Raw genomic sequence first — 23928 nt, 5'->3', positions numbered from 1 at the left:
ACCTCAGGCAAGCGCGACGGGGCGACCGGAGCCATCGACGACGCGTTCGCCATCCTCCTTGCGGAACTCGCCGAGCTGGGGCGGCAGGAGGGGCAGAACGGCCTCTGACGGGCGGCACAGCCGCACACCTTTGGGCGACACCACCAGCGGGCGGTTGATCAGGATGGGATGGGCTTCGATCGCATCGAGCAGGGCTTCGTCGGAGAGGCCCGGATCGGCAAGGCCGAGCTCGGCGAAGGGGGTGCCCTTCTCACGGAGGATTTTCCGGACGGTCAGGCCGGCGCGGACCAGAAGCTGCCTGATCAACACCCGGCTGGGCGGCGTCTTGAGGTACTCGACGACGTGCGGCTCGATCCCAGCGTTGCGGATCAGGCCGAGCGTGTTCCGCGAGGTGCCGCAGGCTGGGTTGTGATAGATGACGACATCGATCGGATCAGACATTGGCGTCGGCCTTCGGTGGGCAGCAGGGGGAGAGTTCGGCCAGAAGCGGCGCGCAGATCTCAGGCCGGCCGCCGCAGCAATCTTTGAGCAGGAAAGCGAGCACCGCCCGAAGGGCATCGAGATCCGCGCGATAGATGATCGAACGGCTGAAGCGCTCCGAGCGGACGAGACCGGCTCGGCTCAAGATGCTCAGATGCGAGGACATCGTGTTGTGCGGCACCGCGAGGCGGCGCGCGACTTCCCCGGCGGGCAACCCGTCGGGCTCGGCGCCGACGAGAAGCCTGAACACGTCGAGACGCGTGCTCTGAGCGAGAGCCGCAAGGGCGAGGATGACGTTCTCGTTTTCCATATGTCGAGACTTATCGACATTTAATATATGGCGCAAGACTGACAATGCCCAATGTGCGAATAACCGCGGGAAGCAGGACCTCTGATCGCCTGTTGAGGAATGTCAGCATTCCGGCGATTGGACAGAGGCAACTATTGGCGCGGTCGCGAACGCGCCGAGGTCATACCACACTGCGAGGCCCTCAGGCGCGGCGACGCTCGCGCGGTCGTGGCACGATAGTGCTTTCGGGGCGTTCCGCGCGCGTCTTGAACGCCGCGACCAGCGCATTCAGCTGCTCGATCTGGTTGGTGAGCGCGGTCGCGCTGGCGGCCGTCTGTTCCGCGAGCGCAGCATTTTGCTGGGTCATCTCGTCCATATGGGCGACGGCATGGCTCATCTCTTCGATGCCGCTCGCCTGCTCGACCGAGGCGGAGGAGACCTCCGAGACGGTCGTGGCAACGCGCAGTGACGCCTCGACGATCTGGCTCAGCGTCGCGCCGGCGGCCCGGACCAACCCGACGCCGTCGCCGACCTGGTGATTGGAGGCGCCGATCAAGGCAGCAATGTCCTTGGCGGCCTCGGCCGAGCGCTGCGCCAGGGTCCGAACCTCGGAGGCGACGACGGCGAAGCCCTTGCCGGCGTCGCCGGCGCGGGCGGCCTCGACTGCCGCGTTCAGGGCGAGCAGGTTGGTCTGGAAGGCAATGTCGTCGATTACCCGGATGATGTCCGAGATCTTCGTCGAGGCCTCCTCGATCCGCGCCATCGCCGCGACTGCATCGTCGACGATAGTGCCGCCTTTGCGGGCAACCTCCGTCGCATCCTGCGAGAGGTTGACAGCCTGACGCGAGGCATGGGCCGAGGTCTTGACCGAGGCGGCGAGCTCCTCGGTCGTCGCGGCGCTCTCCTCCAGCGCGGAGGCCTGCTCCTCGGTGCGCTTCGAGAGGTCGTCGGCGCCGTTCGAAATCTCGCGCGCGGCGGTGGCGACATCGACCGAGGTCGCCTGGATCGCATTGACGGTGGTGGCGAGGCGTTCGATCGCGCCGTTGAAATCCTGCTTCAAGTTCTCGTAGTCAACCGCGACCAGGTCCTCGATCCTGACGGTGAGGTCGCCCTGGGAGAGGCGTGCCAGCGCCTCGGCGAGGAGAGCGACGATCTGGCGCTGCTCTGCGAGCAGCCGCTCCTGCGCCGCTGCCGCATGCTCGCGCTGCTGGGCGATGGCGAGATTCTGCCGCTCGGCATTGGCGCGGCTCTCATTGCTCTGCGCCTCGAGCCGCAGCACGGCGAGGCCGTTTTCTTTGAAGACTTGCACGGCCTGCGCCATCTGACCGATCTCGTCGTGCCGAGAGAGACCGTCGACCGCGATCCCATAATCGCCAGCGGCGAGCTTGAGCATGGCGTCGCGCAGGCGCCGCAGCGGCAACGCGGTGGTACGGCCGACGAAGAACGCCGCGATCAGCCCCAGCACCAGCGCGGCGACGATGGTTGCCAGGATGATGCGTTGGGTCCAGGCCTGCGCGGCGGAGAGCCTGGCGCCGGCTTGCGCCTCCTCGGCGAAGAGCCTGCCCTCGAGCTCTTGCAAGGGGGGCGCGATCAAGTCGAACTCGCCCGAAAGCTTCTCGGCGGAGAGCATGAACTCCTTCTCGGCCTTGCTCCAGGCCGGGAAAATCTCGGCATAGGCGGTGAAGAGGGGCCCAATCTCGGCCTTGGCCTCGGCCGGCACGCTTTGCCGGGCCAAGGCTCGCTCGAAGCGGCCTTGCTCGACATCCCATTGCCCGAGCAGGCTCTCGTCCAGGGTCAGGCGATAGCTCGCCTCGATTCGGCGCATGGCCGCGAGCACGCCGGGCAGGCGCGCGAGATCCGCCGAATCGCTGCCCGAGGCCCGAGAGCGGACGCGTGCTTCGAGCGCGTCCGCCGCAGCTTCCAACCTCACCGCCAGCCCTACGGGCGCCCGCAGGGCAAGCTGCATCGTCTCGATCTTGCTGAAATCCGCCTCGATACCCTTCAGCGGCGCCTCGACGGCGGAGATCTGCTCACGGAAGTCGGCAGCGCCGGGGGCAGCACGCAAGCTATCGACGGATTGCTTCAGCGCGCCGAGCCCCGTGGCGAAATCCTTGAGATCGGTCGTATCCTGGCGGAAGCGGACATCGCGGCTGCTGGCTTTCAGCGCGAAGTTGGCGGCGCGGGCCTCGCGCGAGCGGGCGGCAAGCGCCGAATAGCCCTTGTGATCCTCGAAGGCTGTAGTCAATCGGCCATTGCCGATCCAGGTGCTGAAGCCGATCAGGATCAGACCGAGGCTGAAGACCACGCTGACGAGCGCGATCCGGACCTGGATCGTCGCCCCGGACGATTTCGAGGCCGAGCGAGCGAAACTGAACGCCATGGTGCCTGTCGCCTTGAGGAGATCGGGCGAGAGGCTGTCTAATCATGCTTAACTTTCCGCTAAGCGCAGCCGCTTCAAGTGACAAATCGGGTCGACCTCAGAATCTGGCCGGTATCTGCCTCTCCCGACTTGTCCCACTGAAGGCGCGGCGACCGGTCGGAGCGGTGTCGGAGATATTGATGCGGCGGGTTCGAACCGGCGTCTGCGCTCGGCCCGCGCGCTATTTGATCGCTCCGACGGTGAAGCCGGCGACGAAGCGGTCGACGAAGGCATTGTAGACGAGCGCGATCGGGACGCTCACGATCAGGCAGGCGGCCATCATCGACCCCCAGAAATAGACGTCGCCGCGCACCAGGAAGGTCGGAACGCCGACGCTCACCGTGTAATGCGCCGAGGAGGTGATGAAGGTGGCGCCATAGACGAACTCCTGCGTCACCAGCGTGAAGGCGAAGATGATGGCGGTGAGGATTCCCGCCAGCGACAGCGGCAGCACCACCTTCACGAAGGCGCCGAGGCGGCTCAAGCCATCGATCATCGCGGCTTCCTCGAGGTCGCGCGGGATGGCCTTGAAGAAGCCCATCAGCAGCCAGGTGCAGAACGGCACCGTGAAGCTCGGATAGACCAGGACCAGCGACCACAGCGAATCCTGCAGCCCGAGCTCCGCGATGATCCGCGAGAACGGAATGAACAGGATGGTGGGCGGCACGAGATAGGTCAGGAAGATCGCGATGCCGAGCCTCTGCCCCCAGGCGCCGGTCATGCGCGCGAGCGCATAGCCGGCCGGGATCGCCAGCGCGAGCGTGATCGCCACCACCGCCGCACCGACGAAGGCCGTATTGGCGAGCCATTGCAGATATTGCGTGTCGGCGAACAGGACTTCGAGGTGGCGCCATGTCGGCGGATCGTTGAACAGATACGGGTTGTTCGCCGGGTTGTGCAGGTCCTGGGTGGTCTTGAAGGTGGTGATCAGCATCCAGTAGAACGGAAACGCCAGGAAGGTGATGAAGAACACCAGCACCGTGGCATGGCCGCCGGCCGCGGCGATCCGTCTGGCGCGGGCCTCGAACGGCGTCATCACACTACCTCCGTGCGGCGGGCGAGTCTGAGCAGCAGGATCGCGACCGCCACCAGGACCGGGAACAGGAACAGCGAGATCGCGGCGCCGCCGGCGAGGTCGCCGCCCTGGATGCCGGTGAAATAGGCCCAGCTCGCCAGCACCTGCGTCCGGTCATAGGGGCCGCCCCGGGTCAGGACGAAGACCACGATCAGGTCGGTGAAGGTGAAGATGACGCCGAACAAGAGCGCCACCATGACGATCGGCAGCACCAGGGGAAAGGTGATCTCGAACAGGTGCCGCCAGAACCCGGCTCCGTCGACGGCCGCCGCGTCATGGATGTCCTGCGGGATCGATGACAGGCCGGCGAGCACGATGACGGTCGCCAGCGGCAGCATGCGCCAGACATGCAGCGTAATGATCGAGGCCATGGCGAGTCCCGGCTGGCCCAGCCAGATCGGCCATTGCTCCGGCCCGAGCAGGCCGACCGCGCGCCCCGTCCAGTTGATCACGCTGTAGATCGAGTCGAACATCCACAGCCAGCCGATGCTGCCGAGCGAGATCGGCGCCACCCAGGGCAGCAGGATCAGGAAGCGCACCAGCCGCTTGCCGCGGAAATCGGCCATCAGCGCCATGGCCAGGATATTCGCCAGGACGAGGACGAGGCTCTGCGAGATCAGCGTGAAGACGAGGGTGTTCTTCAGCACCATCCAGAATGTCTCGTCGGCCATGATCCGGCGAAAATTTTCGAGGCCGACGAACTGCATCTCGCGGCTGCTGACCGTCACGTTCGACAGGCTGTAGGAGAGCGACAGAAAGAACGGGAAGCCGACCAGGAGGACGATGTAGAGGATCGCCGGCGCCAGGAAGAGGCGCCACAGCCAGGCTTCATTGTCGGCCAGTCGCGGGCGGCGGCTGCGAGGCCGTGCCTTGGCTGCATGCCCTTCCGAGAGAACGCTCTCCGTCATCGGCTCGCTCCGTCGACAAGCCGGCCGTCGGCGCGGTCGAAGCGGGCGAGGTCCCGGCGTCTGACGACGAATTCATAAAGCTCGCCGGCATCGATCTCGGTGCGGATATTGGTCGGTATTTTCGAGATCACATGCGCCTGGGGATAGGGGCTTTCGAGCACGCCGTAGACCAGGCGGTCGGCGCCGAGATATTCGATGCGGGTGACCGTGAGCGGGAACGGGACGAGGTCGTCGCCTTCGGCGGCCTGGACCTGGCGCGGCAGGAAATCCTCGGGACGGAAGCCGAGGTAGCTCTCGCCATCCTCGATCAGGTTCATCGGCGGCGAGCCGATGAAGGTCGCGACGAAGATGTCCGCCGGCCGGCGATAGATCTGCTGCGGCGTGCCGAGCTGGAAGAGCTTGCCGTGATTGAGCACGGCGATCCGGTCGCCGAGCCCCATGGCCTCGGCCTGGTCATGGGTGACGTAGATGGTGGTTGTGCCGAGCTGGTGCTGGAAGTGCCTGAGTTCGTCGCGCGCCGAATTGCGCAGCTTGGCGTCGAGATTGGAGAGCGGCTCGTCGAGCAGGAAGACCACCGGCTCGCGGACGACGGCCCGGGCGAGCGCAACACGCTGACGCTCTCCGCCCGAGAGTTGCCGCGGCTTGCGGTCGAGCAGCCGCTCGATGCCGAACATGGTGGCAGCCCATTCCACCTTGCTGCGGATATTCGCCTTGGCCAGACGCTGGGCGCGCAGGGGAAAGGCGATGTTTCCTCGTGCCGTGAGATGGGGGTAGAGCGCGTAGCTCTGGAACACCATGGCGACGTTGCGGGCGCGTGGCGGCAGGTCGGTGACCACGGCGCCATCAATGATGATGTCGCCCGAGGTCGGCCGTTCGAGCCCGGCGATCAGGCGCATCAGGGTCGTCTTGCCGCAGCCGGAGGGACCGAGCAGAACCAGGAACTCGCCTTCCTTGGCGATCAGGTCGATGCCGTCGACGGCGCGCACATCGTCGAAATGCTTGGAAAGCTGGCGTACCTGCACCGTTGCCATCATCGGCCCCGCGGCTTGGTCGGCGCTGGCCGGGGTGCTGGCCTCTGCGTCTCGCGAGCCTCCAGCCCCGCCGGCGATGACATCCGGCGCCAACCCCGGCCCTCACGGATTCTGCTCCGGCTGGCGGATCAGATCATTCCGCGCTCTCTCCACTTGGCCCAGATGGCCTTCATCCTGGCCTCGGCCCGCGTCAGCGCATTCTCGACCGTCTCGGCTCCGGTTGCAGCCTCTGCGAACATGGTGTTGAGCACCCAGGTGTTCCAGGCATCCGAGATCGCAGCCGTCGCGTAGCCGGGATAGCCGACATTGGTCGCCCAATCGAGCACATCCCCGAGCACGGCATATTTATCCGGCGGGACAGCCTTCGCGTCCCGGGCGATCTGCTGCTTGAGATCCGGCACCGTCGTCGGGAAGCTCGGGAAGTTGTAGAATTCGCTCGCCAGGAAGCCCTGCTTGAAGTTGTCGATATAGTCGATCAGGAATTTCTGGGCGCCTTCCTTGTTCTCCGAAAACTGCCAGATGGCGTAGCAGTTCATCACATGCTCGAGCCCGATGCGGCGGGCCGGCCCCTTGGCGGCCTTGGCAAGCCCGATCTTCTCGTGCATCGGCAGCTTGTCGTTCTCGCCCGTGCGGGTGATCGAGATGGCGTTGAGCACCAGCGACGAGCGGCCAGCGAGCATCTGGCGATTATTGGACGAGGCGTCCCAGGCCAGCACTTCCGGCGTCATCGTCTCCTCGAACAGCGCCTTCACATAGCGAAGCGCCTCGAGCGTCTGGGGCGAGCGGATCGCCAGATTGCCCTCCGCATCCTGCTCATGCGAGCCGAACGCATACATGATCGCCCGCATCGCCATGCCGGTGTCGATCTCGGCGGAGAGGCCGATGCCGACCGGGATGCGGTGCTTCTCCTTGATGAGCTTGCCGCCCCGGCGGATCTCCTCCCATGAATCGGGCTTCACGCCGACATCGTCCCACAGGTCGATCCGGTAGTTGATCGGATCGGGAACGAAGCTGTCGGAGAAGGCGAAATAGCGCTTGGTCTTGGGGTTGAAGGTGCTTTTCACCGCAAGGTCGATCGGCTTGCCGTGCCGCTTTTCGCATTCTACATAGACATCGCTCATGTCCAGCATCTGCTGTTCGAACACCGAGGGTGGCGCGAGGAACAGCACGAGGTCGTGGCCCTTCTGCGCCGAGACCTCGGCCGCCGCGCGCGATTCGATCAGCGCTATGTTGATGTTGTCGACGATGACCTGGGTATCGTTCCTGGCGCCCCATTCCTTGACATATTGGTTGTTGAACCAGCGATCATAGCCGGGAACGAAATGGCTCCATTGCAGGATTTTGAGCGTCTTGGCCGCCTGCGCCGGCCGGGTCATGACAAATGGCCCAACACTGACCGCTAGACCGGCGCCTGCGGCAGTCTTGATCAGCTCGCGGCGCGTGCGGCCGCGCCGGCTGAATGCCTGGGATTCCATGTCTTCCTCCCATTGCATGAATGCTCAGCGGGAGGCTGCAAGTCAGTCAAAACGGCGAGGCGCACCCCCACTGACTATCACTGACATTTTATCGAAGACGCCGCATGCTGACAATGCGTCAAGGGGTCGACGCAGCAGCGTAAAGCTATGAAGGAAGCAAGAAAACCTTCAATTGCACCGCAGCGCCGTCAGTGTCCTCCCTTGAGATGTTACCATTGGTTCGCTCTGCGATCGGGGGGCGCATCTCGCTTTTCATCGGAGGCGCGGAGGATTACGCACCGGCATGCGCTGCGAGGCGGCGGATCTCCGTAGCGATGTCGGATCGGTTCCGGTCGAGCCATGCGGTCGCCTCGGCGCCGTCGACGCGGCACTCGAAGGTCGGCCAGGACGGATCCTCCCGCGACTCCGGCTCCAGCCGGTCGCGGGCGTAGCGGATCAGTTCGCCAAGCGCCTCATATCCCGCGCGGGACTCGAGAGCGTCGGCGACCCAGGGGGCCGACCATCCCCGCTTGGCGAGCAGGACAATGGTGCTGGGATCAGCTTCCGCGAACCAGGGAGTTGCGTCGAACTCGGCCCGCTTCGCCTCATCGGCCGTGTGGCACGTCGCGTGGATCATGCTCCGCTCCTCTCGGTTCGGCCCCCATCATCCGCATGATAGCGCAGGCGGCGACGCGATGCGCGGGACGGCGTCGGACTGGCCGCCATTCGCGCGCTTTTCCCGCTTCGCCCCACGGCAATGCGGCGGCCTCCGGCAGCGCCGATCCGCTCGGCCGCCCGCAAACTTTGATGGCTCGCACCGCGCTGATCCGCTATCATCCACCTGCATGCCGCTCTCTGGGGCGGGTCTTCGCCAAAGTCCTGCCCCGGGCCACGCTTCCGGCGCGCAAGGCAGTTTCCGGATGGCGCGCCTGGCCGCAGGTACTCCGGCGCCGTAATCCCTTCAGCGAGCGACATGCTGCAGATCTGAAGCCGCGCAAAGCAGGAGGTAGCCATGCTGGTTCGCGACGCTATGACCGCGCATGCGGAATGGATTTCGCCGGACATCTCGCTGACCGAGGTCGCGCGCAAGATGCGCGATGCGGACATCGGATGCCTTCCCGTCGGAGAGAATGATCGCCTCATCGGAATGATCACCGACAGGGACATTGCTTGCCGGGCCTGCGCCGACGGGGCCGATCCGAACACGGCAAAGGCGCGAGACATCATGACGGCGGGCATCACCTGGTGCTTCGAGGATGATGACGTCAAGGATGCGACGCGCCGTATGGCGGAGAAGGAGATCCATCACGTGCCGGTGATGAACCGCGACAAGCGGATGACCGGTATTCTGTCGCTGTCGGATCTGGCGCTGAGAGCGCCGAAGGAGATGCTCGCGGATGTCTCGCGCCTTGTCGCGCGCGACGCGTCGCGCCACGCCTCGGCGTCAACGGCGCACTAGGGCGTGGGTTACTTCGCTTCGCGAAGAAGTGACTGCGCGAGTCAGGCGGCCTCTGGGCAGCGGTCTCTTGGCATCGGACAGAGGCTCTTCCCCTCCCTCTTGTGGGGAGGGGAGACGCGCTCGGCCCATCTTCCGCCCTCCGCCCGTTACATCCAGCGCGGGCCGGCCGCCAGCTGGTGCTGAACTCGTAATGACGCAGAGAGGCCCCGGGTGCTAAACAGGATAATCTTGAGAAAAATCCGAGAATAGGGCACAATATAGACGCTGATATGCTTGGCTTAACTCTAGTCCGGCCCTGTCGCGGGGAGTGACAGTTCGCGTCGGAGGGTCGGCCGCGATGGATCAGGCCTTCTTTCTTCTGTTCGCGTCGGCGTCGGTGATCGCGGCCCTGACCATGGTTCTGGCGCGCAATCCGGTTCACAGCGCCCTGGCGCTGATGGCGTGCTTTCTCCAGGTCTCGGCCATCTTCGTCCTGCTCGAAGCGCCGTTGCTCGCGGTCATCCAGATCTTCGTCTATGTCGGCGCGATCATGGTCCTCTTCCTGTTCGTGATCATGATGATCGACGTGCGGGAAGCGGTGCTGCAGCGCTTCCTGCCGGGCAGCAACCTGCCGGCCCTGGCGCTGCTCGTCCTGCTCGGCATCGAGATGCTGGTCCTGGTGCTCTGGAGCGACCGCTTTGCGGTCACCGAGCCCGTTGGGCAGCGCAGCGTCGGCGCGGTGAGGGCGCTCAGCGTCGCGCTTTTCGCCGATTACCTGCTGCCCTTCGAGGTGGCCTCCGTCATCCTGCTGGCGGCGCTGGTCGGCGCCATCGTGCTGGCGCGCAAGGAGCCTTCGTGATGGTGCCGCTCTGGTGGCATATCGCCCTTGGCGTCACCCTGTTCGTGATCGGGGCGGCGGGCGTGCTGCTCAGGCGCAACATCCTGGTCGTGCTGATGTCGCTGGAGCTGCTGCTCAACTCGGTCAACATCAACTTCATCGCTTTCGGGCGCTATCACGACGACTTCCGCGGCCAGATCTTCGCGATCTTCGTCATCGCGATCACCGCAGCCGAAGTCGCCATCGCGCTGGGCATCCTCGTCGCCCTCGTGAGGAACAAGTCCACCCTCAGGGTCGACGACGTGACCATGATGAAAGGATAGAGGCTTGGAACCGGTGATCTCGATCCGGCCGCTGCTTGCCGTCGCGGTGGCGGGGCTGGCGGCGCTTGCGGTTCTGCTCCTGCGCAGGCGCGAGATGCTGCGCGATGCGGTCTCGCCGCTGGCGGCGCTGGCCATGTTCGCGATCGTTATCTCGATGGCGCCGACCGTGCTGGCCGGAGGGGTGGTCGAGCTCGACCTGTTCGAGATCCTGCCGGGGATCGACTTCGCCTTCCGCGCCGATGCCCTCGGCATGGTATTCGCCACCGTCTCCTCGCTGCTCTGGATCGTCGCCTCGGTCTATTCGATCGGCTATATGCGGCACCTCAACGAGCACGCGCAGACCCGCTTCTTCGCCTGCTTCGCCACCAGCCTCGCCGCGGCCGTCGGCGGCGCCTTTGCCGCCAATCTGTTCACGCTGGTGATCTTCTACGAGATCCTCAGCCTCGTGACCTATCCGCTGGTCTATCACCACGAGGACGAGGAGGCCTGGGCGGGAAGCCGCAAATACCTGGTCTATCTGATGGGCGCCTCGAAGAGCCTGCTGCTGGCCGCGCTGGCGTTGACCTACCAGATCGCGGGATCGCTCGACTTCGTGCAGGGAGGGCTACTGGCGAACAATGACGCGCCGGCGGCGCTGCTGACGGTCATCTATTTCTGCTACCTCTTCGGCTTCGCCAAGGCGGCGCTGATGCCGATGCACGCCTGGCTGCCGGCCGCGATGGTGGCGCCGACGCCGGTGAGCGCGCTGCTGCATGCGGTGGCGGTGGTCAAGATGGGCGTGTTCTGCGTGCTGCGGGTGGTGTTCCACATCTTCGGCACGGGGCTGGTGGCGGGGCTCGGGCTTGGGCTCGCCACGGCCTATCTGGCCTCCTTCACCATCCTGATGGCCTCGATCTACGCGCTGACGCGGGACGATCTGAAGGCCAGGCTCGCCTATTCGACGGTCAGCCAGCTCTCCTACATCCTGCTCGGCGCGGTGCTGGCCTCGCCGGTGGCGATGGTCGGCGGCGTCATTCACATCGCCGCCCATGCCTTCCCCAAGATCACGCTGTTCTTCTGCGCCGGGTCGATCTATTGCGCCTCCGGCAAGCGCAACATCAGCGAGATGGCCGGCATCGGCCGCAGGCTGCCCTGGACGATGGGGGCGTTCTTCGTCGCCTCGCTCAGCATGATCGGCACGCCACCGACCGCGGGCTTCGTCAGCAAATGGTATCTGGCGCTCGGCTCGGTGGATGCCGGGCAGATCGCGTTCACCATCGTGCTCCTGGCAAGCTCGATCCTGAACGCCGCCTATTTCCTGCCGGTCAGCTATGTCGCCTTCTTCGGGACGGGGCCGCCTGAGACCGCCGCGACGGTCCGCGAGATCCCGATGGTGACGATCCCGCTGGTCGCGACCGCGGCCCTGTCGGTCTCGATGGGCCTTTTTCCCGAGTATTTCCTTGCTCTTGCCGAAGGAGTGGTCAGATGATCGCGCGCGTCGTGGCGTTTTTCGGCGATGAGCACTCTGCGCGGCAGCGTCGGTGCCTGTTCTATCTGGTGCTGGTTCTGATCGTCCTCGCCGACTTCCTGGTCGCGCGCGAACACGCCGACTATTTGTGGGACCTGCTGCCGGGCTGGTCGGCCGCCTATGGTTTCGGCTCCTGTGTCCTCTTGATCTTCGTTTCCAAATTCCTCGGCCACCGGTGCGGGCTGATGCGGCGCGAGGATTACTATGACTGACTTCGTCCATCCCGCGCTGCTGTTCATTCCTGGCGCTCTGGCGATCCCTTTTCTGAAGGGATGGGTCCGCAGCGCCTATCTGCTGCTGATCCCGGCGCTGGCGATCCTGGCCGTGCTCACGATACAGCCGGGCAGCTATGGCGCGGCGTCGTTCATCGGTCAGGACATCCTGATTGCGAAGGTCGACAGGCTGAGCATCGTCTTCGCCCTGGTTTTCACCATCATGGCGCTGATCGGCATGGTCTATGCGTTGCACCTGACGCGCGCCGGCCAGCATGTGGCGGCTTTCCTCTATGTCGGCAGCGCGCTCGGCGTGGTGTTTGCCGGCGACTACCTGACCCTCTATTTGTTCTGGGAGGGCATGGCGCTCGCCTCGGCCTATCTCATCTTCGCCCGGCGCGGCGCAGCGGCGATCGGCGCCGGTTTCCGCTACCTCATGGTTCACATCACCGGCGGCGTCGTCCTGCTCGGCGGCATCATCCTGCATGGCCTTGCGACCGGCTCGCTGATCTTCGGCCCGATCGAGGGAGAGATGGATGCCGGCGCCTGGCTGATCCTTGCCGGCTTCATGCTCAATGCCGCAGTGCCGCCGCTCAACGCCTGGCTGACCGATGCCTATCCGGAGGCGACCGTCACCGGGGCGGTGTTCCTGAGCGCCTTCACCACCAAGACCGCCGTCTATGTGCTGGCGCGGGCGTTTCCTGGCACGGAGCTTCTGGTCTGGTTCGGCACCGTAATGGCGCTCTATGGCGTCGTCTATGCGGTGCTGGAGAACGACTGCCGGCGGCTGCTGGCCTATCACATCGTCAGCCAGGTCGGATACATGGTGGCAGGCGTCGGCATCGGCACCGAGATGGCGGTGAACGGGGCGACCAGCCACGCCTTCGCGCATATTCTCTACAAGGGGCTGCTCTTCATGGGGGCGGGGGCGGTGATCCATGTCACCGGGCGGCGCAAGCTCACGGAGCTTGGCGGGCTCTACCGCAGCATGCCGCTGACGGTCGCGCTCTATATGGTCGGCGCCTTCGCGATCTCGGCCTTTCCCTTCTTCTCGGGCTTCGTCACCAAATCGATGGTCGTGGCCGCAGCCGGGGAGGATCATCGCGCCTTGGTGATGCTGGCGCTGACCATGGCCTCGTCCGGGACCTTCCTGCACACCGGGCTCAAGCTGCCCTACTACATGTTCTTCGGCACGGATCGGGGGCTGCAGGCAGAGGAGCCGCCGCGCAACATGCTGGTCGCGATGGGCATGGCGGCGCTGCTCTGCATCGCGATCGGCGTGTTTCCGCAGGCACTCTACGCGCTTCTGCCTTATCCGGTCGATTTCGAGCCCTATACCGGCGCCCATGTCACCGAGAGCCTCGGCGTGCTCATGTTCACCGCCCTGGGTTTCGTTCTGTTCCTCAGGGCGCTCGATCCCGAGAACACGATCAGCCTCGATACCGACTGGTTCTATCGCAAGGGCGCCCGGCTTTTCATGCGGCTCGCCGAAGGGCCGCTGGCGCGCTGGGAGGGGGCGATGAGCAACCTGTCCGAGACCGTGGCGCTGCCCGTCCTGCATCGGGCGGCGCGAGTGGGCTTGCGGCTCGATCTCGACGGCGTTGATTCAGTGGTGAACGGCATCGCCCGCTCGATTCTGAACGGGGGGGGCGTGCTGCGGCGGCTGCAGACCGGAATCGTCACGCATTATGCGCTGGCGATGATCGTCGGGGTGATTGCGGCCACCGCCGTCTTCGCTGTGGCGTGGCGGTAGGCTGCGATGGGCATGCCCCTGCTCAGTCTGATCATCTTCACGCCCGCCGCGGGGGCTGCGGTCCTCATGTTTCTGCGCCAGGACGCTGCGGTGCGCTGGACGGCGCTCGGCTTCGCCATCCTCGATTTCGCTCTCAGCCTCGCGATGCTGGCGGGCTTCGATACGACGACGCATGCGATGCAGTTCACCGAGGTGCGCCCCTGGGTGCCGGCGCTCGGCATCAGCTATGCGCTCGGCGTCGACGGAATCAGCGCGCTCTTCGTCTTCCTCACCGCACTCCTGGGCTGGATTTGCGTGCTCGCCTCCTGGGTCGCGATCGAGCGCAAGGTGAAGGAATTCATGATCAGCCTGCTCATGATGCAGGCGCTGATGCTGGGGGTGTTCTGCGCGCTCGACCTCTTCCTGTTCTACGTCTTCTGGGAGGCGATGCTGATCCCGATGTACCTGATCATCGGAATCTGGGGCGGCGAGGGGCGGGTCTATGCTGCGTTCAAATTCTTCCTCTACACGCTGGCGGGCAGCCTGCTGTTCCTGGTCGGCGTCATCGTTCTCTATGTCCATGCACGGAGCTTCGATATCCTCGCCCTGATGGGGCAGGAACTGCCGTTCCAGCTGCAATCCTGGCTGTTCTTCGCCTTCCTGGTCGCTTTTGCGGTCAAGGTGCCGATGGTCCCGGTCCATACCTGGCTGCCGGACGCCCATGTGCAGGCGCCGACGGCCGGCAGCATTATCCTCGCAGCTGTGCTCCTGAAGATGGGGGCCTATGGTTTCCTGCGCTTCTCGCTGCCGATGCTGCCCCAGGCCTCGCTGCACTACGCGCCATTGATGCTGGTCCTGTCGGTGCTCGCGATCGTCTATGGCGGGCTGCTTGCCCTGGCGCAGGACGATCTGAAGAAGCTCGTCGCCTATTCCAGCATCAGCCATATGGGCTTCGTGACGCTGGGGATCTTCGCGCTGAATCTGCGCGGGCTCGAAGGCGGCATCCTGCAGATGTTCAATCACGGCGTTACGACGGGCGCGCTGTTCCTGTTCGTCGGCCTGATCTACGAGCGCACCCATACGCGCAGCATCGCGGAATATGGCGGGCTGATGAAGGTGGCGCCGGTCTATACGACGTTCCTCGCGCTGTTCACCCTGTCCTCGATGGCGCTGCCCGGCACCAATTCCTTCGTAGGCGAACTGCTGGTGCTGTCAGGCGGCTTCGGCGCCAATCTCGCCGCCGGCGCGGCCGCCGTCCTCGGAGCGTTGCTGGGGGCGGCCTATCTGCTCGGCATGTATCGCAAGGTCGCCCTCGGGCCCGACCGCGTCAGCGCACGGCACAAGATTCTCGATCTGAATGCCCGCGAACTGGCGGCGATCCTGCCGCTCGCCTTGCTGGTGCTCTGGGTCGGGCTCTATCCCAAGCCGTTCCTGGGCATCGTCGACGCCTCGGTGACGCATCTGCTGGAGCAGGTGCATGGCAAGGGGGGCGGACCATGACGGCCGCCGCGCTGTCCCAGTCGGCCCTTGCGAGCCTGCCCGAGATCATCGTGATCGCCGGCGCCTGCATCCTGCTGATCCTCGGAGAGGTGGTGCGGAAGGGGCAGGGGGCTTTCCTGCTCTGGGCCTCCGTCGCGATCGTGCTGGCCGCCGCTTCGGCCACGCTGATGCTGGCAGGCGAGGCGCGGCCCGCCTATGCCGGCATGTTCGTCGCCGACCGCTTCGCGGTCTTCTTCAAGGCGGTATTCTACCTCACCGCCATGCTGACCTTCCTGCTCTCGCAAAAATACGCCGAGATCGAAAGGATCGAGAGCTGCGAGTACTACGTCCTGCTGCTGCTGGCGCTGTCTGGCATGATGATCATGGCCTCGGCGGTCGACCTCCTATCGATCTATGTCGGGCTCGAACTGCTGGTGCTGTGCACCTATGTGCTGACCGGATTCCTGCGGCGGCAGCGACGCTCGAACGAAGCGGCGCTGAAATATGTGATCCTCGGCGCGGTCTCGACCGGGATTTTTCTCTACGGCGTTTCGCTGGTCTACGGGCTCACCGGCACGACGCGGCTGGACGGGATGGCTGCGGCGCTGACGGGGGCTCCGCTCGACCCCGGATTGCTGTTGGCCGTGGTCTTCATCGTCGCCGGGCTGGTCTTCAAGGTCGGCGCCGTGCCCTTCCATATGTGGGTGCCGGACGTCTATGAGGGCGCGCCGACGACGGTCACCGCCTTCATGTCCGTGGGTCCCAAGGCGGCGGGTTTCGCCGTGATCCTGCGGGTCTTCCTCAATCCGCTGGTTGCGGCATCCGAGGTCTGGATCATCGTCGCGGCCATCGCGGTGGCGACGATGGCGCTCGGCAGCTTCGTCGCCCTGGTGCAGGACAATTTCAAGCGCCTGCTCGCTTATTCCAGCATCGCCCATGCCGGCTTTGCCCTGTTCGGCATCGCGGCCGGCGGCGTAGAGGGCAGTGCCAGCGTAATGCTCTATCTGCTCATCTACGCCTTTATGAATCTCGGCATCTTCGCCAGCGTCATCGTCATGCGCAGCGGCGATGCTGCGGGCGAGATGATCGAGGAATATGCCGGGCTCGCCAAGACGCATCGCGGGCTGGCGCTTCTGATGCTGCTCTTCCTGTTTTCGCTGGCCGGAATTCCGCCGACGGCCGGGTTTTTTGCCAAGTTCTACATTCTGGTCGCGCTCGTCGATCGTGGCTTCGTCGCGCTGGCGGTGATCGCGGTCCTGCTCAGCACTGTGGCCGCCTATTTCTACATCCGCGTTGTCATGCTGCTCTATATGCGCGAACCGAAGGGCGCCTTCGCCCCGGCGCTGACGCCTGCGGTCCGCATTGCGCTCGCCATCACCGCGGCGGGCACCATCGGCATCGGCCTGTTTCCGGCGTGGTTTCTGAGGCTTGCTCAGCATTCCGTGTTCGGCGGCTGATCCGATTGGATTTGCAACGCTCCGGCCGGGGGAATATTCTTTGTAGTGCAAGAAAGGACAGTCCAAGTCGCTTTTCGAGGGGCTGCGCCGGTCTCGAAAGGGTTCGGGCCCAATCAGAGCAAAGCCCTCGGCGGGTGACCGGGGCAAAGCGATATGACCGCAACGGAATTCCTGCCGGTTCTTGTGATGGCTGCCGGAATTATTCTGGTGGCGGCTGCGACGCTTTCTGTTTCCTCGCTGCTGCGCCCGAGCAATCCCTATGCGGTGAAGAACATGCCCTATGAATGCGGCATGGACCCGGCGGGCGAAGCCGCTGGCGGCCGCTTCAGGGTGCAGTTCTTCGTCCTCGCGATCCTGCTGGTCGTCTTCGATGTCGAGACGATGTTCCTGTTTCCCTGGGCCGTCGTCCTGAAGGAGATCGGGCTCGTCGGCTATGTCGAGATGGTCGTCTTCATGCTGCTGCTTCTGGTGGGCTTTGCCTATGCCTGGCTGAAGGGAGCGCTGGAATGGGAAGTCTAGGCCACACGATCAGTGACAGCGTGCTGTTCACCACGGCTGACAGCGTCATCGGCTGGAGCCGGCAGTCGGCGCTGTGGCCCGAGACCTTCGGCATCGCCTGCTGCGCCATCGAGATGATCTCGGCGGGCTGCGCCCGCTACGATCTCGACCGCTTCGGCGTGGTGTTCCGGCCGTCGCCGCGCCAGTCCGACGTGATGATCATCGCCGGTACGGTGACGCGGAAATTCGCGCCCGTGGTGCGCCGGCTCTACGACCAGATGCCGGAGCCGCGCTGGGTGATCGCGATGGGCACCTGCGCGATCTCGGGCGGCGTCTACAACACCTATGCCGTGGTGCAGGGCGCGGAGACCTTCGTGCCTGTGGATGTGCATGTGCCCGGCTGCCCGCCGCGGCCGGAGGCGCTGATGCACGGCTTCCTGCTGCTGCAGGAGAAGATCAAGAAATCCCGCGCGCTGGCCGGGACGCGGCTGGAACGGGTGCTGGCGCCATGAGCCCGGAGACGGCCCTTATCCGCACCCTGGTCGCGGAGCGTTTCGGCGGCGCAATCGAGGATCTTGGCTTCGCGCATGGCGTTCATGCCTTTGCCGCTCTGCCCGAGATGATCGTCGAGCTTTGCCGCTTCCTGAAGGAGCACCCGGCGCTGCGCTTCAACTTCCTGTCCGACATCTGCGGGGTCGATCACTATCCCGAGTTGCCGCGCTACGAGGCCGTCTACCATCTCTATTCGCTGCCGAATAAGTGGCGCGTCCGGATCAAGTGCCGCCTCGGCGATCCACCTCGCGTCCCGTCGGTGACGGGCGTCTGGCGCACCGCCAATTGGCATGAGCGCGAGGCCTGGGACATGTACGGGATCAGGTTCGAGGGCCATCCCGATCTGCGCCGGATCTATATGTGGGAGGGGTTCGAGGGCTTTCCGCAGCGCAAGGACTTTCCGCTCCGGGGCTACAAGGACGCGCTGAACCCCTTTGGGGCCGAAGGTCCGCCGCCGACGCAGCCCGACCTCGCCACCCGGGACATTCCAGGAGGAGGCCGCTCCACGCCGAGGAGTTGAGATGACCGAGGTCACGGAACTCAGCAGGCCGGAAGGTGAAGCCCTCGACACCAGGGAGGTGCTTCTTAACCTCGGCCCGCAGCATCCGAGCACCCATGGCGTGCTGCGGCTCGTCCTGGAGCTGGAGGGCGAATATGTCGCGCGCGTCGACCCGCATATCGGCTACCTCCACCGCGGCACCGAAAAACTGGCCGAGAGTTTTACCTACACCCAGATCTTTCCGCTGACCGACCGGCTCGACTATCTCTGCCCGCCCTCGAACAATCTGGCCTTCGCGCTGGCGGTCGAGAAGCTCCTGGGCATCGAGGCGCCGATCCGCGCGCAATATATCCGCGTGCTGATGGCCGAGCTGGCGCGGATCTCTGGTCATCTGCTGATCACCGGCGCGCTGCCGATGGATCTGGGCGCCATGACCGCCATGCTTTACGCCATGCGCGAGCGCGAAATGATCATGGACCTCTTGGAGATGATCAGCGGGGCGCGGATGCACACCTCCTTCTGCCGGGTCGGCGGGGTGCGCGAGGATCTGCCCGACGGGTTCTTCCCCAAGATCAGGGAGTTCTGCGACATCTTCCCGAACCGCATCCGCGACTATGAGCGTCTGCTCGAGGACAACCGGGTGTTCCTGAAGCGCACCCAGGGGATCGGCGTGATCTCCGCCGAGGACGGCATCGACCTTGGCATCAGCGGCCCGAACCTGCGGGCCTCGGGTGTCGACTGGGACCTGCGCCGCGACGAGCCCTACGAGATCTACGACCGGCTCGATTTCAACGTCATCACCCGCGAGGAGGGCGACTGCTATGCGCGCTGGCGCTGCCGGGTCGACGAGATGCGCGAGAGCGTGCGGATCATCGAACAATGCGTCGAGCAGATGCCCGAGGGGCCGTTCCAGATCGACATGCCGACCATCGCCTTCCCGGTGAACAAGGACAGGGTCCACTGCTCGATGGAGGCGCTGATCCAGCATTTCGACCTATCGGCCTATGGCTTCAAGGTGCCGAAGGGCGAGGTCTATTCGGCGATCGAGGCGCCGAAGGGAGAGCTCGGCTTCTACATCATCAGCGACGGCTCGCCAAAACCCTACCGCATGAAGGTGCGGGCGCCGTCCTTCGTGAATCTCCAGGCTTTGTTCGGGGTCAGCAATGCGCGCTACCTGGCGGACATGATCGCCGTGCTGGGCAGCCTCGATCCCGTAATGGCAGAGGTCGACAAGTAGCGGAGCTCCTGACGCGATGAACATGCGCGAACAGATCCTGGCGGCGGCTAAGCGCTATCCCGACCAGCGCTCGGCGATCATGCCCGCGCTGCTGATCGCGCAGAAGGAACATGGATATCTGCCCGGCCCGGTGCTGGAGGAGGTCGCCGACATCCTCGGTGTCGAGCGGATCTGGGTCTACGAGCTCGCGACCTTCTACACCCTCTTCCATACCGAGCGGGTGGGGCGGTTCCATCTGCAGCTCTGCGACAATCTCTCCTGCATGCTGCGCGGCTCCGAGGAGTTGCTAAGGCATCTGGAGGCGGAGCTCGGAATCAGCAAAGGCGGCACGACCCCGGACGGGCTGTTCACGCTCTCGACCGTCGAATGCCTCGGCGCCTGCGAGATGGCCCCGGTGATGCAGGTCGGCGACGATTATCACGGCGACCTCGATATCGCGCGGCTCGACGCGCTCCTCGACAGGCTGCGCAGGGCAGCGGGGCAAGCGGCAGGCGCCGAGCCCGCAGCTGCCGCAGCGCCGGGAGAGTAGCGCCATGTTCGAGCCGGTGCTTCTCAGGAACATGGATGTTGCCGATGGCCACCGGCTCGCGGCTTACGAGTCAGGTGGCGGCTATCGGGGGCTGGCGAAGGCGCTGCGCGAGCATACGCCCGACGAGGTCATCGACGTCGTCAAGCAATCCAACCTGCGCGGCCGCGGCGGGGCCGGCTTCCCGACCGGGCTGAAATGGAGCTTCGTGCCGAAGCGGACGGCCAAGCCGAAATATCTCTGCTGCAATGCCGACGAAGGCGAGCCGGGCACCTTCAAGGACCGGATCATCATGGAGCGCGATCCGCACCAGCTGATCGAGGGGCTGGCGATCAGCGCCTACGCGATCGGGGCGGAAACCGCCTATGTCTACATCCGCGGCGAATATGTGCTGGCGATCCGGCGGCTGGAGCAGGCGATCGCCGAGGCTGAGGCGAAGGGCTATCTGGGACGGCGGATCCTCGGCTCGGATTTCAATTTCGCGATCCATATCCATTGCGGCGCCGGCGCCTATATCTGCGGCGAGGAGACGGCGATGCTCGACTCGCTCGAGGGCAAGCGGGCGCAGCCGCGGCTGAAGCCGCCATTCCCTGCCGTCGAAGGGCTCTATGCCAGCCCGACCGTGATCAACAATGTCGAGACGCTCGCCTGTGTGCCGCATATCGTGATGCGGGGAGCGCCCTGGTTCCGCGGCATCGGCCCAGACAAGAGCCCCGGCCCGAAACTCTATTGCCTGAGCGGGCACGTCAGGAAGCCGGGTCTCTACGAGCTGCCGATGGGCATCTCGCTGCGCGAGCTGGTCGAGGAGCATGCCGGCGGTCCGCTGCCCGGACGGCGGATCAAGGCGGTGATCCCCGGCGGTGTCTCGGCGCCGCTGATCCCGGAGCGCGGGCTCGATGTCGGAATGGATTTCGATTCGCTCTCCGCCATCGGCTCGATGCTCGGCTCGGCCGGGGTGATCGTGATCGACGACTCGACCTGCATGGTCAAGGTCGCCACCCGGATCATCGAATTCTTCCACCATGAGTCCTGCGGCAAGTGCACGCCCTGCCGCGAAGGGCTGAACTGGGTCGTGAAGGTGCTGCGCCGGATCGAAGGCGGGGAGGGCGCACCGGGCGATCTCGAGCAACTGGAGGCGCTCTGCAAGGGCATTTTCGGCAACACGTTTTGCGCGCTCGGCGACGGTGCTGCCATGGGGCTCAGGGCGGCGCTGTCGCATTTCAAAGACGAATTCGCCGACCATATCGAACAGAGGAGGTGCCCGTTTCACTGAGGCGCAGTGACGGGCACGAGGTAGCCATGCTGCATGTCACGATCGATGAACGGCTGCTGGAGGTGGAGCCCGGCTCGACGGTGCTGCAGGCGGCCGAGCGCCTTGGCATCGAGATCCCGACCTTCTGCTATCTGAAGCGGCTGCCGCCGCTGGCCTCCTGCCGCATGTGCCTTGTCGAGATCGAGGGGCAGCGGCGGCTGCAGCCTGCCTGTGCCACCGCCGTCAGCGACGGCATGGTGGTGCGCACGAACACGCAGCTGATCGAGGACACGCGCTCCTCCATGCTCGACATGCTGCTCGCCAACCATCCGCTCGACTGCCCGATCTGCGACAAGGGCGGCGAGTGCGAGCTTCAGAACCTTGTGATGGCCTATGGGCCTCGCGAGAGCGGCTTCCGGGACGAAAAACGCGTGTTCCACTCCGAGGACATCCGCCTCAGCCCGGTCGTCATCATGAACGTCAACCGCTGCATCCAGTGCCAGCGCTGCGTCCGGATGTGCGAGGAGGTCGTCGGTGCGGTCGCCTTGGGCACTGTCGAAAAAGGCATGGATACCGCCGTCACCGGCTTCGAGGGCAGTCTCGCGAGCTGCGACCAATGCGGCAACTGCATCGAGGTCTGTCCGGTCGGCGCGCTGATGAGTTTTCCCTATCGCTACAAGGCGAGGCCCTGGGATCTGGTCGAGACCGATACGGTTTGCCTGCATTGCGGCACTGGCTGCCAGCTCACCGTCGGCACGCGCAAGGGCGAGTTCATGCGGGTGCGCTCGAAATGGGAGCACGGGCTCAACCGCGAGACGCTCTGCGTGCGGGGGCGCTTCGGCCTCGATTTCGTCGAGAGCGGGGACAGGATCGAGCGGCCGATGATCCGCCGTGACGGCGCTTTGGTTGCGGTCTCCTGGGACGAGGCGGACGAGCATCTGCGCCAGCGCCTGTCGGCCGTCGCGGGCAAGGCAGCGGGCGGGCTGGCCTCGCCGCGCCTGCCCAATGAGGTGCTCTATCAGTTCCAAAAACTGATGCGGACGGTGTTCCGGACCAACAACATCGACAGCGCGTCGCGGTGGGCCACGCCCTGCGACGTGCTCGGCCCGTTGCTGGCGGCATTCTATACCCGCGCGCCGGTGGAGGAGCTGATCGGCCGCGATTGCGTGCTGATCATCGGTGGCAATGTCACCGAGGAGAACCCGGTGACCGAATATATGCTGCGCGACGCTGCCCGGCGGCGGCAGGCCGTGCTGCTGATGCTCTCGGCGCGCCCGAGCCGCCTCGATGCCGATGCCCGCGTCGTCGCGCGCGTGCCGCCCGGCGGCGAGGCAACGGGCCTCGCGGCGGTGGTGGCGGGGATGATGGCGGCAGATCAGGGCTTGCCGGCTGACGGCATGGCAGGCGGGGACGCTGCGATCCTTGATGACACCGACGGAGACGGGCCGAGGCGCCTGGCGGCGGCGTTGCTGGCCGGGCGCAGCGTCACGGTCCTCGTCGGCGTCGACATCCTGAGATCTCCCGAGGCGCGCGCGACGCTGCAGCAATTGACCACTCTGTTGCGGATGCTGCGCGCCCTCGGCAAGGACCCGGCGCTGCAGTTCCTCTTCGACCGCGCCAATCAGCTGGGCGCCTGGGATATGGGCGTGCTGCCGACGCTGCTGCCGGGTCTGCGTCCGCTCTCCGATGATGCGGCGCGCAGGGCTCTCGAACAGGGCTGGGGTGCCGAAATCCCCTCCGAGCCGGGCTTGGATTTCGACGCCATGCTGGCGCTCTGCCAGAGCGGGCGGATGGGGGCGCTCTATATCGTCGGAAGCGACCCGCTGCTGGCCTATCCCGATCGAGATTTCGTCAGACGGGCGCTCAGCGCCGCCGATCTCCTGATCGTGCAGGACGCCTTCCTCACCGACACGGCGGAACTCGCAGACATCGTCCTGCCTGCAGCGGCCTATGGCGAGGAAAACGGCAGCTTCACCAATAATGAGGGCCGGGCCCAGAGGGTTCGCAAGTTCCGCGTGGCCCCCTTCGAGGCGCGGGGCAATCTGGCGCTCTTCGACTTCGTCGCGGCGCTCCGCAGCGAAGCCTGGCGGCCCTCAACCCAGGGCGAAATCTTCGACGAGATCGCCCGGCTGGTTCGGGCCTATCAGGGATTGACGCAGGAGGCGCTCGGCATAGACGGAGCCTTCACCAGAGCGATCCCAATGCCGCCTGTGGGCGAGCTTTTCGCCCCGCCGCCGATCGCGACAGCGGCTGACGGCCTCATGCTGATCACCGGCAACTGCCTGTTCCACAACGGCTATCTCTCCGAGCGCTCGGAGATCCTGAACACGGTCGCGGCCGACCCCTATGTCGAGATGGGCGCGCAGGACGCCGCGCATCTCGGCCTGTCGGAGGGGGATCAGGTAGTGGTGCGCTCCGCTTGCGGCGAGCTGACGGCGCAGCTCAAGCTCAACAAGCATTTTCCCGCGGGCCTCGTCTTCATTCCGGAAAACTACAGGGCGCTGCATCTCAACAGCCTGATGCGGCGGGGGGAATACCCCTGTCCGGTGGAGGTTCAGAAGGCGAACGCCGCCTTCGAGGCCGCTGCCACTGCTGTTCACGCTGTGGACGCCGAGAATCCGGGCGGCGCGCCCTGACCCGCCGGTCCGGCCCGTGGTCTCGCAGCACGTTCGAATCCTCAGCCCTCATCCTGAGACGCCATTCCCAACGGAATGGCGTCTCA

23 protein-coding genes are annotated in these 23928 nt (G+C 65.3%); 15 read left to right on the top strand and 8 right to left on the bottom strand.

Annotation, left to right across the window (positions count from 1 at the left end):
• Positions 1-3: 3 nt before the first annotated feature.
• The 8 genes from arsC to FQV39_RS06200 all read right to left on the bottom strand — a co-directional run bounded on the left by arsC (position 4) and on the right by FQV39_RS06200 (position 8293).
• Positions 4-429, bottom strand: coding sequence for an arsenate reductase (glutaredoxin) (gene arsC / locus FQV39_RS06235; protein WP_149133693.1), 426 nt, complete (start codon positions 427-429; stop codon positions 4-6).
• A gap of 4 nt (positions 430-433) precedes the next feature.
• Complete coding sequence (locus tag FQV39_RS06230; protein ID WP_149129500.1) at positions 434-790, bottom strand: ArsR/SmtB family transcription factor; 357 nt, start codon at positions 788-790, stop codon at positions 434-436.
• A gap of 181 nt (positions 791-971) precedes the next feature.
• Positions 972-3149: a methyl-accepting chemotaxis protein gene (locus FQV39_RS33485; protein WP_149129499.1), complete on the bottom strand. Its 2178-nt coding sequence runs from the start codon at positions 3147-3149 to the stop codon at positions 972-974.
• A gap of 220 nt (positions 3150-3369) precedes the next feature.
• Entirely contained in the window at positions 3370-4224 is an 855-nt protein-coding gene (locus FQV39_RS06220; protein WP_149129498.1) for a carbohydrate ABC transporter permease, read from the bottom strand.
• Positions 4224-5171: a carbohydrate ABC transporter permease gene (locus FQV39_RS06215; RefSeq protein WP_149129497.1), complete on the bottom strand. Its 948-nt coding sequence runs from the start codon at positions 5169-5171 to the stop codon at positions 4224-4226. Before FQV39_RS06215 ends, FQV39_RS06220 begins: the two co-directional genes overlap by 1 nt.
• Positions 5168-6205, bottom strand: a complete 1038-nt coding sequence (locus FQV39_RS06210; RefSeq protein ID WP_248313267.1) for an ABC transporter ATP-binding protein — start codon at positions 6203-6205, stop codon at positions 5168-5170. Before FQV39_RS06210 ends, FQV39_RS06215 begins: the two co-directional genes overlap by 4 nt.
• Positions 6206-6330: 125 nt before the next feature.
• Positions 6331-7677, bottom strand: a complete 1347-nt coding sequence (locus tag FQV39_RS06205) for an extracellular solute-binding protein (RefSeq protein WP_149129496.1) — start codon at positions 7675-7677, stop codon at positions 6331-6333.
• 271 nt (positions 7678-7948) lie between these two features.
• Positions 7949-8293, bottom strand: a complete 345-nt coding sequence (locus FQV39_RS06200) for a hypothetical protein (protein WP_149129495.1) — start codon at positions 8291-8293, stop codon at positions 7949-7951.
• 375 nt (positions 8294-8668) lie between these two features.
• Between FQV39_RS06200 and FQV39_RS06195 the strand changes: the two genes are divergently transcribed.
• The 15 genes from FQV39_RS06195 to nuoG all read left to right on the top strand — a co-directional run bounded on the left by FQV39_RS06195 (position 8669) and on the right by nuoG (position 23842).
• Entirely contained in the window at positions 8669-9115 is a 447-nt protein-coding gene (locus FQV39_RS06195; RefSeq protein WP_149129494.1) for a CBS domain-containing protein, read from the top strand.
• Positions 9116-9452: 337 nt separating this feature from the next.
• The gene (locus FQV39_RS06190) at positions 9453-9953 is read left to right on the top strand and encodes an NADH-quinone oxidoreductase subunit J (protein ID WP_149129493.1); all 501 of its coding nucleotides are present in this window, start codon (positions 9453-9455) and stop codon (positions 9951-9953) included.
• Positions 9953-10255, top strand: coding sequence for an NADH-quinone oxidoreductase subunit NuoK (gene nuoK, locus FQV39_RS06185; RefSeq protein WP_149129492.1), 303 nt, complete (start codon positions 9953-9955; stop codon positions 10253-10255). Before FQV39_RS06190 ends, nuoK begins: the two co-directional genes overlap by 1 nt.
• A 4-nt stretch (positions 10256-10259) precedes the next feature.
• On the top strand, positions 10260-11723 hold the full coding sequence (locus FQV39_RS06180; protein WP_149129491.1) for a monovalent cation/H+ antiporter subunit D family protein: 1464 nt from the start codon (positions 10260-10262) through the stop codon (positions 11721-11723).
• On the top strand, positions 11720-11974 hold the full coding sequence (locus FQV39_RS06175; protein WP_149129490.1) for a hypothetical protein: 255 nt from the start codon (positions 11720-11722) through the stop codon (positions 11972-11974). The genes FQV39_RS06180 and FQV39_RS06175 overlap by 4 nt, the downstream gene beginning before the upstream one ends.
• Positions 11967-13727 (top strand): Na(+)/H(+) antiporter subunit D, encoded by a 1761-nt coding sequence (locus tag FQV39_RS06170; protein WP_149129489.1) that lies wholly within the window; start codon positions 11967-11969, stop codon positions 13725-13727. Before FQV39_RS06175 ends, FQV39_RS06170 begins: the two co-directional genes overlap by 8 nt.
• A 6-nt stretch (positions 13728-13733) precedes the next feature.
• Positions 13734-15206: an NADH-quinone oxidoreductase subunit M gene (locus FQV39_RS06165; RefSeq protein WP_149129488.1), complete on the top strand. Its 1473-nt coding sequence runs from the start codon at positions 13734-13736 to the stop codon at positions 15204-15206.
• Positions 15203-16642: an NADH-quinone oxidoreductase subunit N gene (locus FQV39_RS06160; RefSeq protein ID WP_149129487.1), complete on the top strand. Its 1440-nt coding sequence runs from the start codon at positions 15203-15205 to the stop codon at positions 16640-16642. Before FQV39_RS06165 ends, FQV39_RS06160 begins: the two co-directional genes overlap by 4 nt.
• A 153-nt stretch (positions 16643-16795) precedes the next feature.
• On the top strand, positions 16796-17161 hold the full coding sequence (locus tag FQV39_RS06155) for an NADH-quinone oxidoreductase subunit A (protein ID WP_149129486.1): 366 nt from the start codon (positions 16796-16798) through the stop codon (positions 17159-17161).
• The gene (locus tag FQV39_RS06150; RefSeq protein WP_149129485.1) at positions 17149-17652 is read left to right on the top strand and encodes a NuoB/complex I 20 kDa subunit family protein; all 504 of its coding nucleotides are present in this window, start codon (positions 17149-17151) and stop codon (positions 17650-17652) included. Before FQV39_RS06155 ends, FQV39_RS06150 begins: the two co-directional genes overlap by 13 nt.
• Positions 17649-18212: an NADH-quinone oxidoreductase subunit C gene (locus tag FQV39_RS06145; protein WP_149129484.1), complete on the top strand. Its 564-nt coding sequence runs from the start codon at positions 17649-17651 to the stop codon at positions 18210-18212. Before FQV39_RS06150 ends, FQV39_RS06145 begins: the two co-directional genes overlap by 4 nt.
• A 1-nt stretch (position 18213) precedes the next feature.
• Positions 18214-19428, top strand: coding sequence for an NADH dehydrogenase (quinone) subunit D (gene nuoD / locus FQV39_RS06140; protein ID WP_149129483.1), 1215 nt, complete (start codon positions 18214-18216; stop codon positions 19426-19428).
• Positions 19429-19444: 16 nt separating this feature from the next.
• Positions 19445-19957, top strand: coding sequence for an NADH-quinone oxidoreductase subunit NuoE (gene nuoE, locus FQV39_RS06135; protein WP_149129482.1), 513 nt, complete (start codon positions 19445-19447; stop codon positions 19955-19957).
• Between the two features lie 4 nt (positions 19958-19961).
• The gene (nuoF, locus tag FQV39_RS06130; RefSeq protein WP_149129481.1) at positions 19962-21227 is read left to right on the top strand and encodes an NADH-quinone oxidoreductase subunit NuoF; all 1266 of its coding nucleotides are present in this window, start codon (positions 19962-19964) and stop codon (positions 21225-21227) included.
• Between the two features lie 26 nt (positions 21228-21253).
• A complete protein-coding gene (gene nuoG, locus FQV39_RS06125) occupies positions 21254-23842 on the top strand; it encodes an NADH-quinone oxidoreductase subunit NuoG (RefSeq protein ID WP_149129480.1) in 2589 nt (862 codons plus the stop codon).
• Positions 23843-23928: the final 86 nt, after the last annotated feature.

Origin of the sequence: Bosea sp. F3-2, from assembly GCF_008253865.1 — a bacterium.
Taxonomy (GTDB): domain Bacteria; phylum Pseudomonadota; class Alphaproteobacteria; order Rhizobiales; family Beijerinckiaceae; genus Allobosea.
This window is presented reverse-complemented; position numbering and strand designations above follow the sequence as displayed.

What these genes read in the sequence shown, in the direction of transcription:
- FQV39_RS06230 (WP_149129500.1), bottom strand. Translation starts at nt 790, where the DNA reads ATGGAAAACGAGAACGTCATCCTCGCCCTTGCGGCTCTCGCTCAGAGC.
- FQV39_RS33485 (WP_149129499.1), bottom strand. Translation starts at nt 3,149, where the DNA reads ATGGCGTTCAGTTTCGCTCGCTCGGCCTCGAAATCGTCCGGGGCGACG.
- FQV39_RS06220 (WP_149129498.1), bottom strand. Translation starts at nt 4,224, where the DNA reads ATGACGCCGTTCGAGGCCCGCGCCAGACGGATCGCCGCGGCCGGCGGC.
- FQV39_RS06215 (WP_149129497.1), bottom strand. Translation starts at nt 5,171, where the DNA reads ATGACGGAGAGCGTTCTCTCGGAAGGGCATGCAGCCAAGGCACGGCCT.
- FQV39_RS06210 (WP_248313267.1), bottom strand. Translation starts at nt 6,205, where the DNA reads ATGATGGCAACGGTGCAGGTACGCCAGCTTTCCAAGCATTTCGACGAT.
- FQV39_RS06205 (WP_149129496.1), bottom strand. Translation starts at nt 7,677, where the DNA reads ATGGAATCCCAGGCATTCAGCCGGCGCGGCCGCACGCGCCGCGAGCTG.
- FQV39_RS06200 (WP_149129495.1), bottom strand. Translation starts at nt 8,293, where the DNA reads ATGATCCACGCGACGTGCCACACGGCCGATGAGGCGAAGCGGGCCGAG.
- FQV39_RS06195 (WP_149129494.1), top strand. Translation starts at nt 8,669, where the DNA reads ATGCTGGTTCGCGACGCTATGACCGCGCATGCGGAATGGATTTCGCCG.
- FQV39_RS06190 (WP_149129493.1), top strand. Translation starts at nt 9,453, where the DNA reads ATGGATCAGGCCTTCTTTCTTCTGTTCGCGTCGGCGTCGGTGATCGCG.
- nuoK (WP_149129492.1), top strand. Translation starts at nt 9,953, where the DNA reads ATGGTGCCGCTCTGGTGGCATATCGCCCTTGGCGTCACCCTGTTCGTG.
- FQV39_RS06175 (WP_149129490.1), top strand. Translation starts at nt 11,720, where the DNA reads ATGATCGCGCGCGTCGTGGCGTTTTTCGGCGATGAGCACTCTGCGCGG.
- FQV39_RS06170 (WP_149129489.1), top strand. Translation starts at nt 11,967, where the DNA reads ATGACTGACTTCGTCCATCCCGCGCTGCTGTTCATTCCTGGCGCTCTG.
- FQV39_RS06165 (WP_149129488.1), top strand. Translation starts at nt 13,734, where the DNA reads ATGGGCATGCCCCTGCTCAGTCTGATCATCTTCACGCCCGCCGCGGGG.
- FQV39_RS06160 (WP_149129487.1), top strand. Translation starts at nt 15,203, where the DNA reads ATGACGGCCGCCGCGCTGTCCCAGTCGGCCCTTGCGAGCCTGCCCGAG.
- FQV39_RS06155 (WP_149129486.1), top strand. Translation starts at nt 16,796, where the DNA reads ATGACCGCAACGGAATTCCTGCCGGTTCTTGTGATGGCTGCCGGAATT.
- FQV39_RS06150 (WP_149129485.1), top strand. Translation starts at nt 17,149, where the DNA reads ATGGGAAGTCTAGGCCACACGATCAGTGACAGCGTGCTGTTCACCACG.
- FQV39_RS06145 (WP_149129484.1), top strand. Translation starts at nt 17,649, where the DNA reads ATGAGCCCGGAGACGGCCCTTATCCGCACCCTGGTCGCGGAGCGTTTC.
- nuoD (WP_149129483.1), top strand. Translation starts at nt 18,214, where the DNA reads ATGACCGAGGTCACGGAACTCAGCAGGCCGGAAGGTGAAGCCCTCGAC.
- nuoE (WP_149129482.1), top strand. Translation starts at nt 19,445, where the DNA reads ATGAACATGCGCGAACAGATCCTGGCGGCGGCTAAGCGCTATCCCGAC.
- nuoF (WP_149129481.1), top strand. Translation starts at nt 19,962, where the DNA reads ATGTTCGAGCCGGTGCTTCTCAGGAACATGGATGTTGCCGATGGCCAC.
- nuoG (WP_149129480.1), top strand. Translation starts at nt 21,254, where the DNA reads ATGCTGCATGTCACGATCGATGAACGGCTGCTGGAGGTGGAGCCCGGC.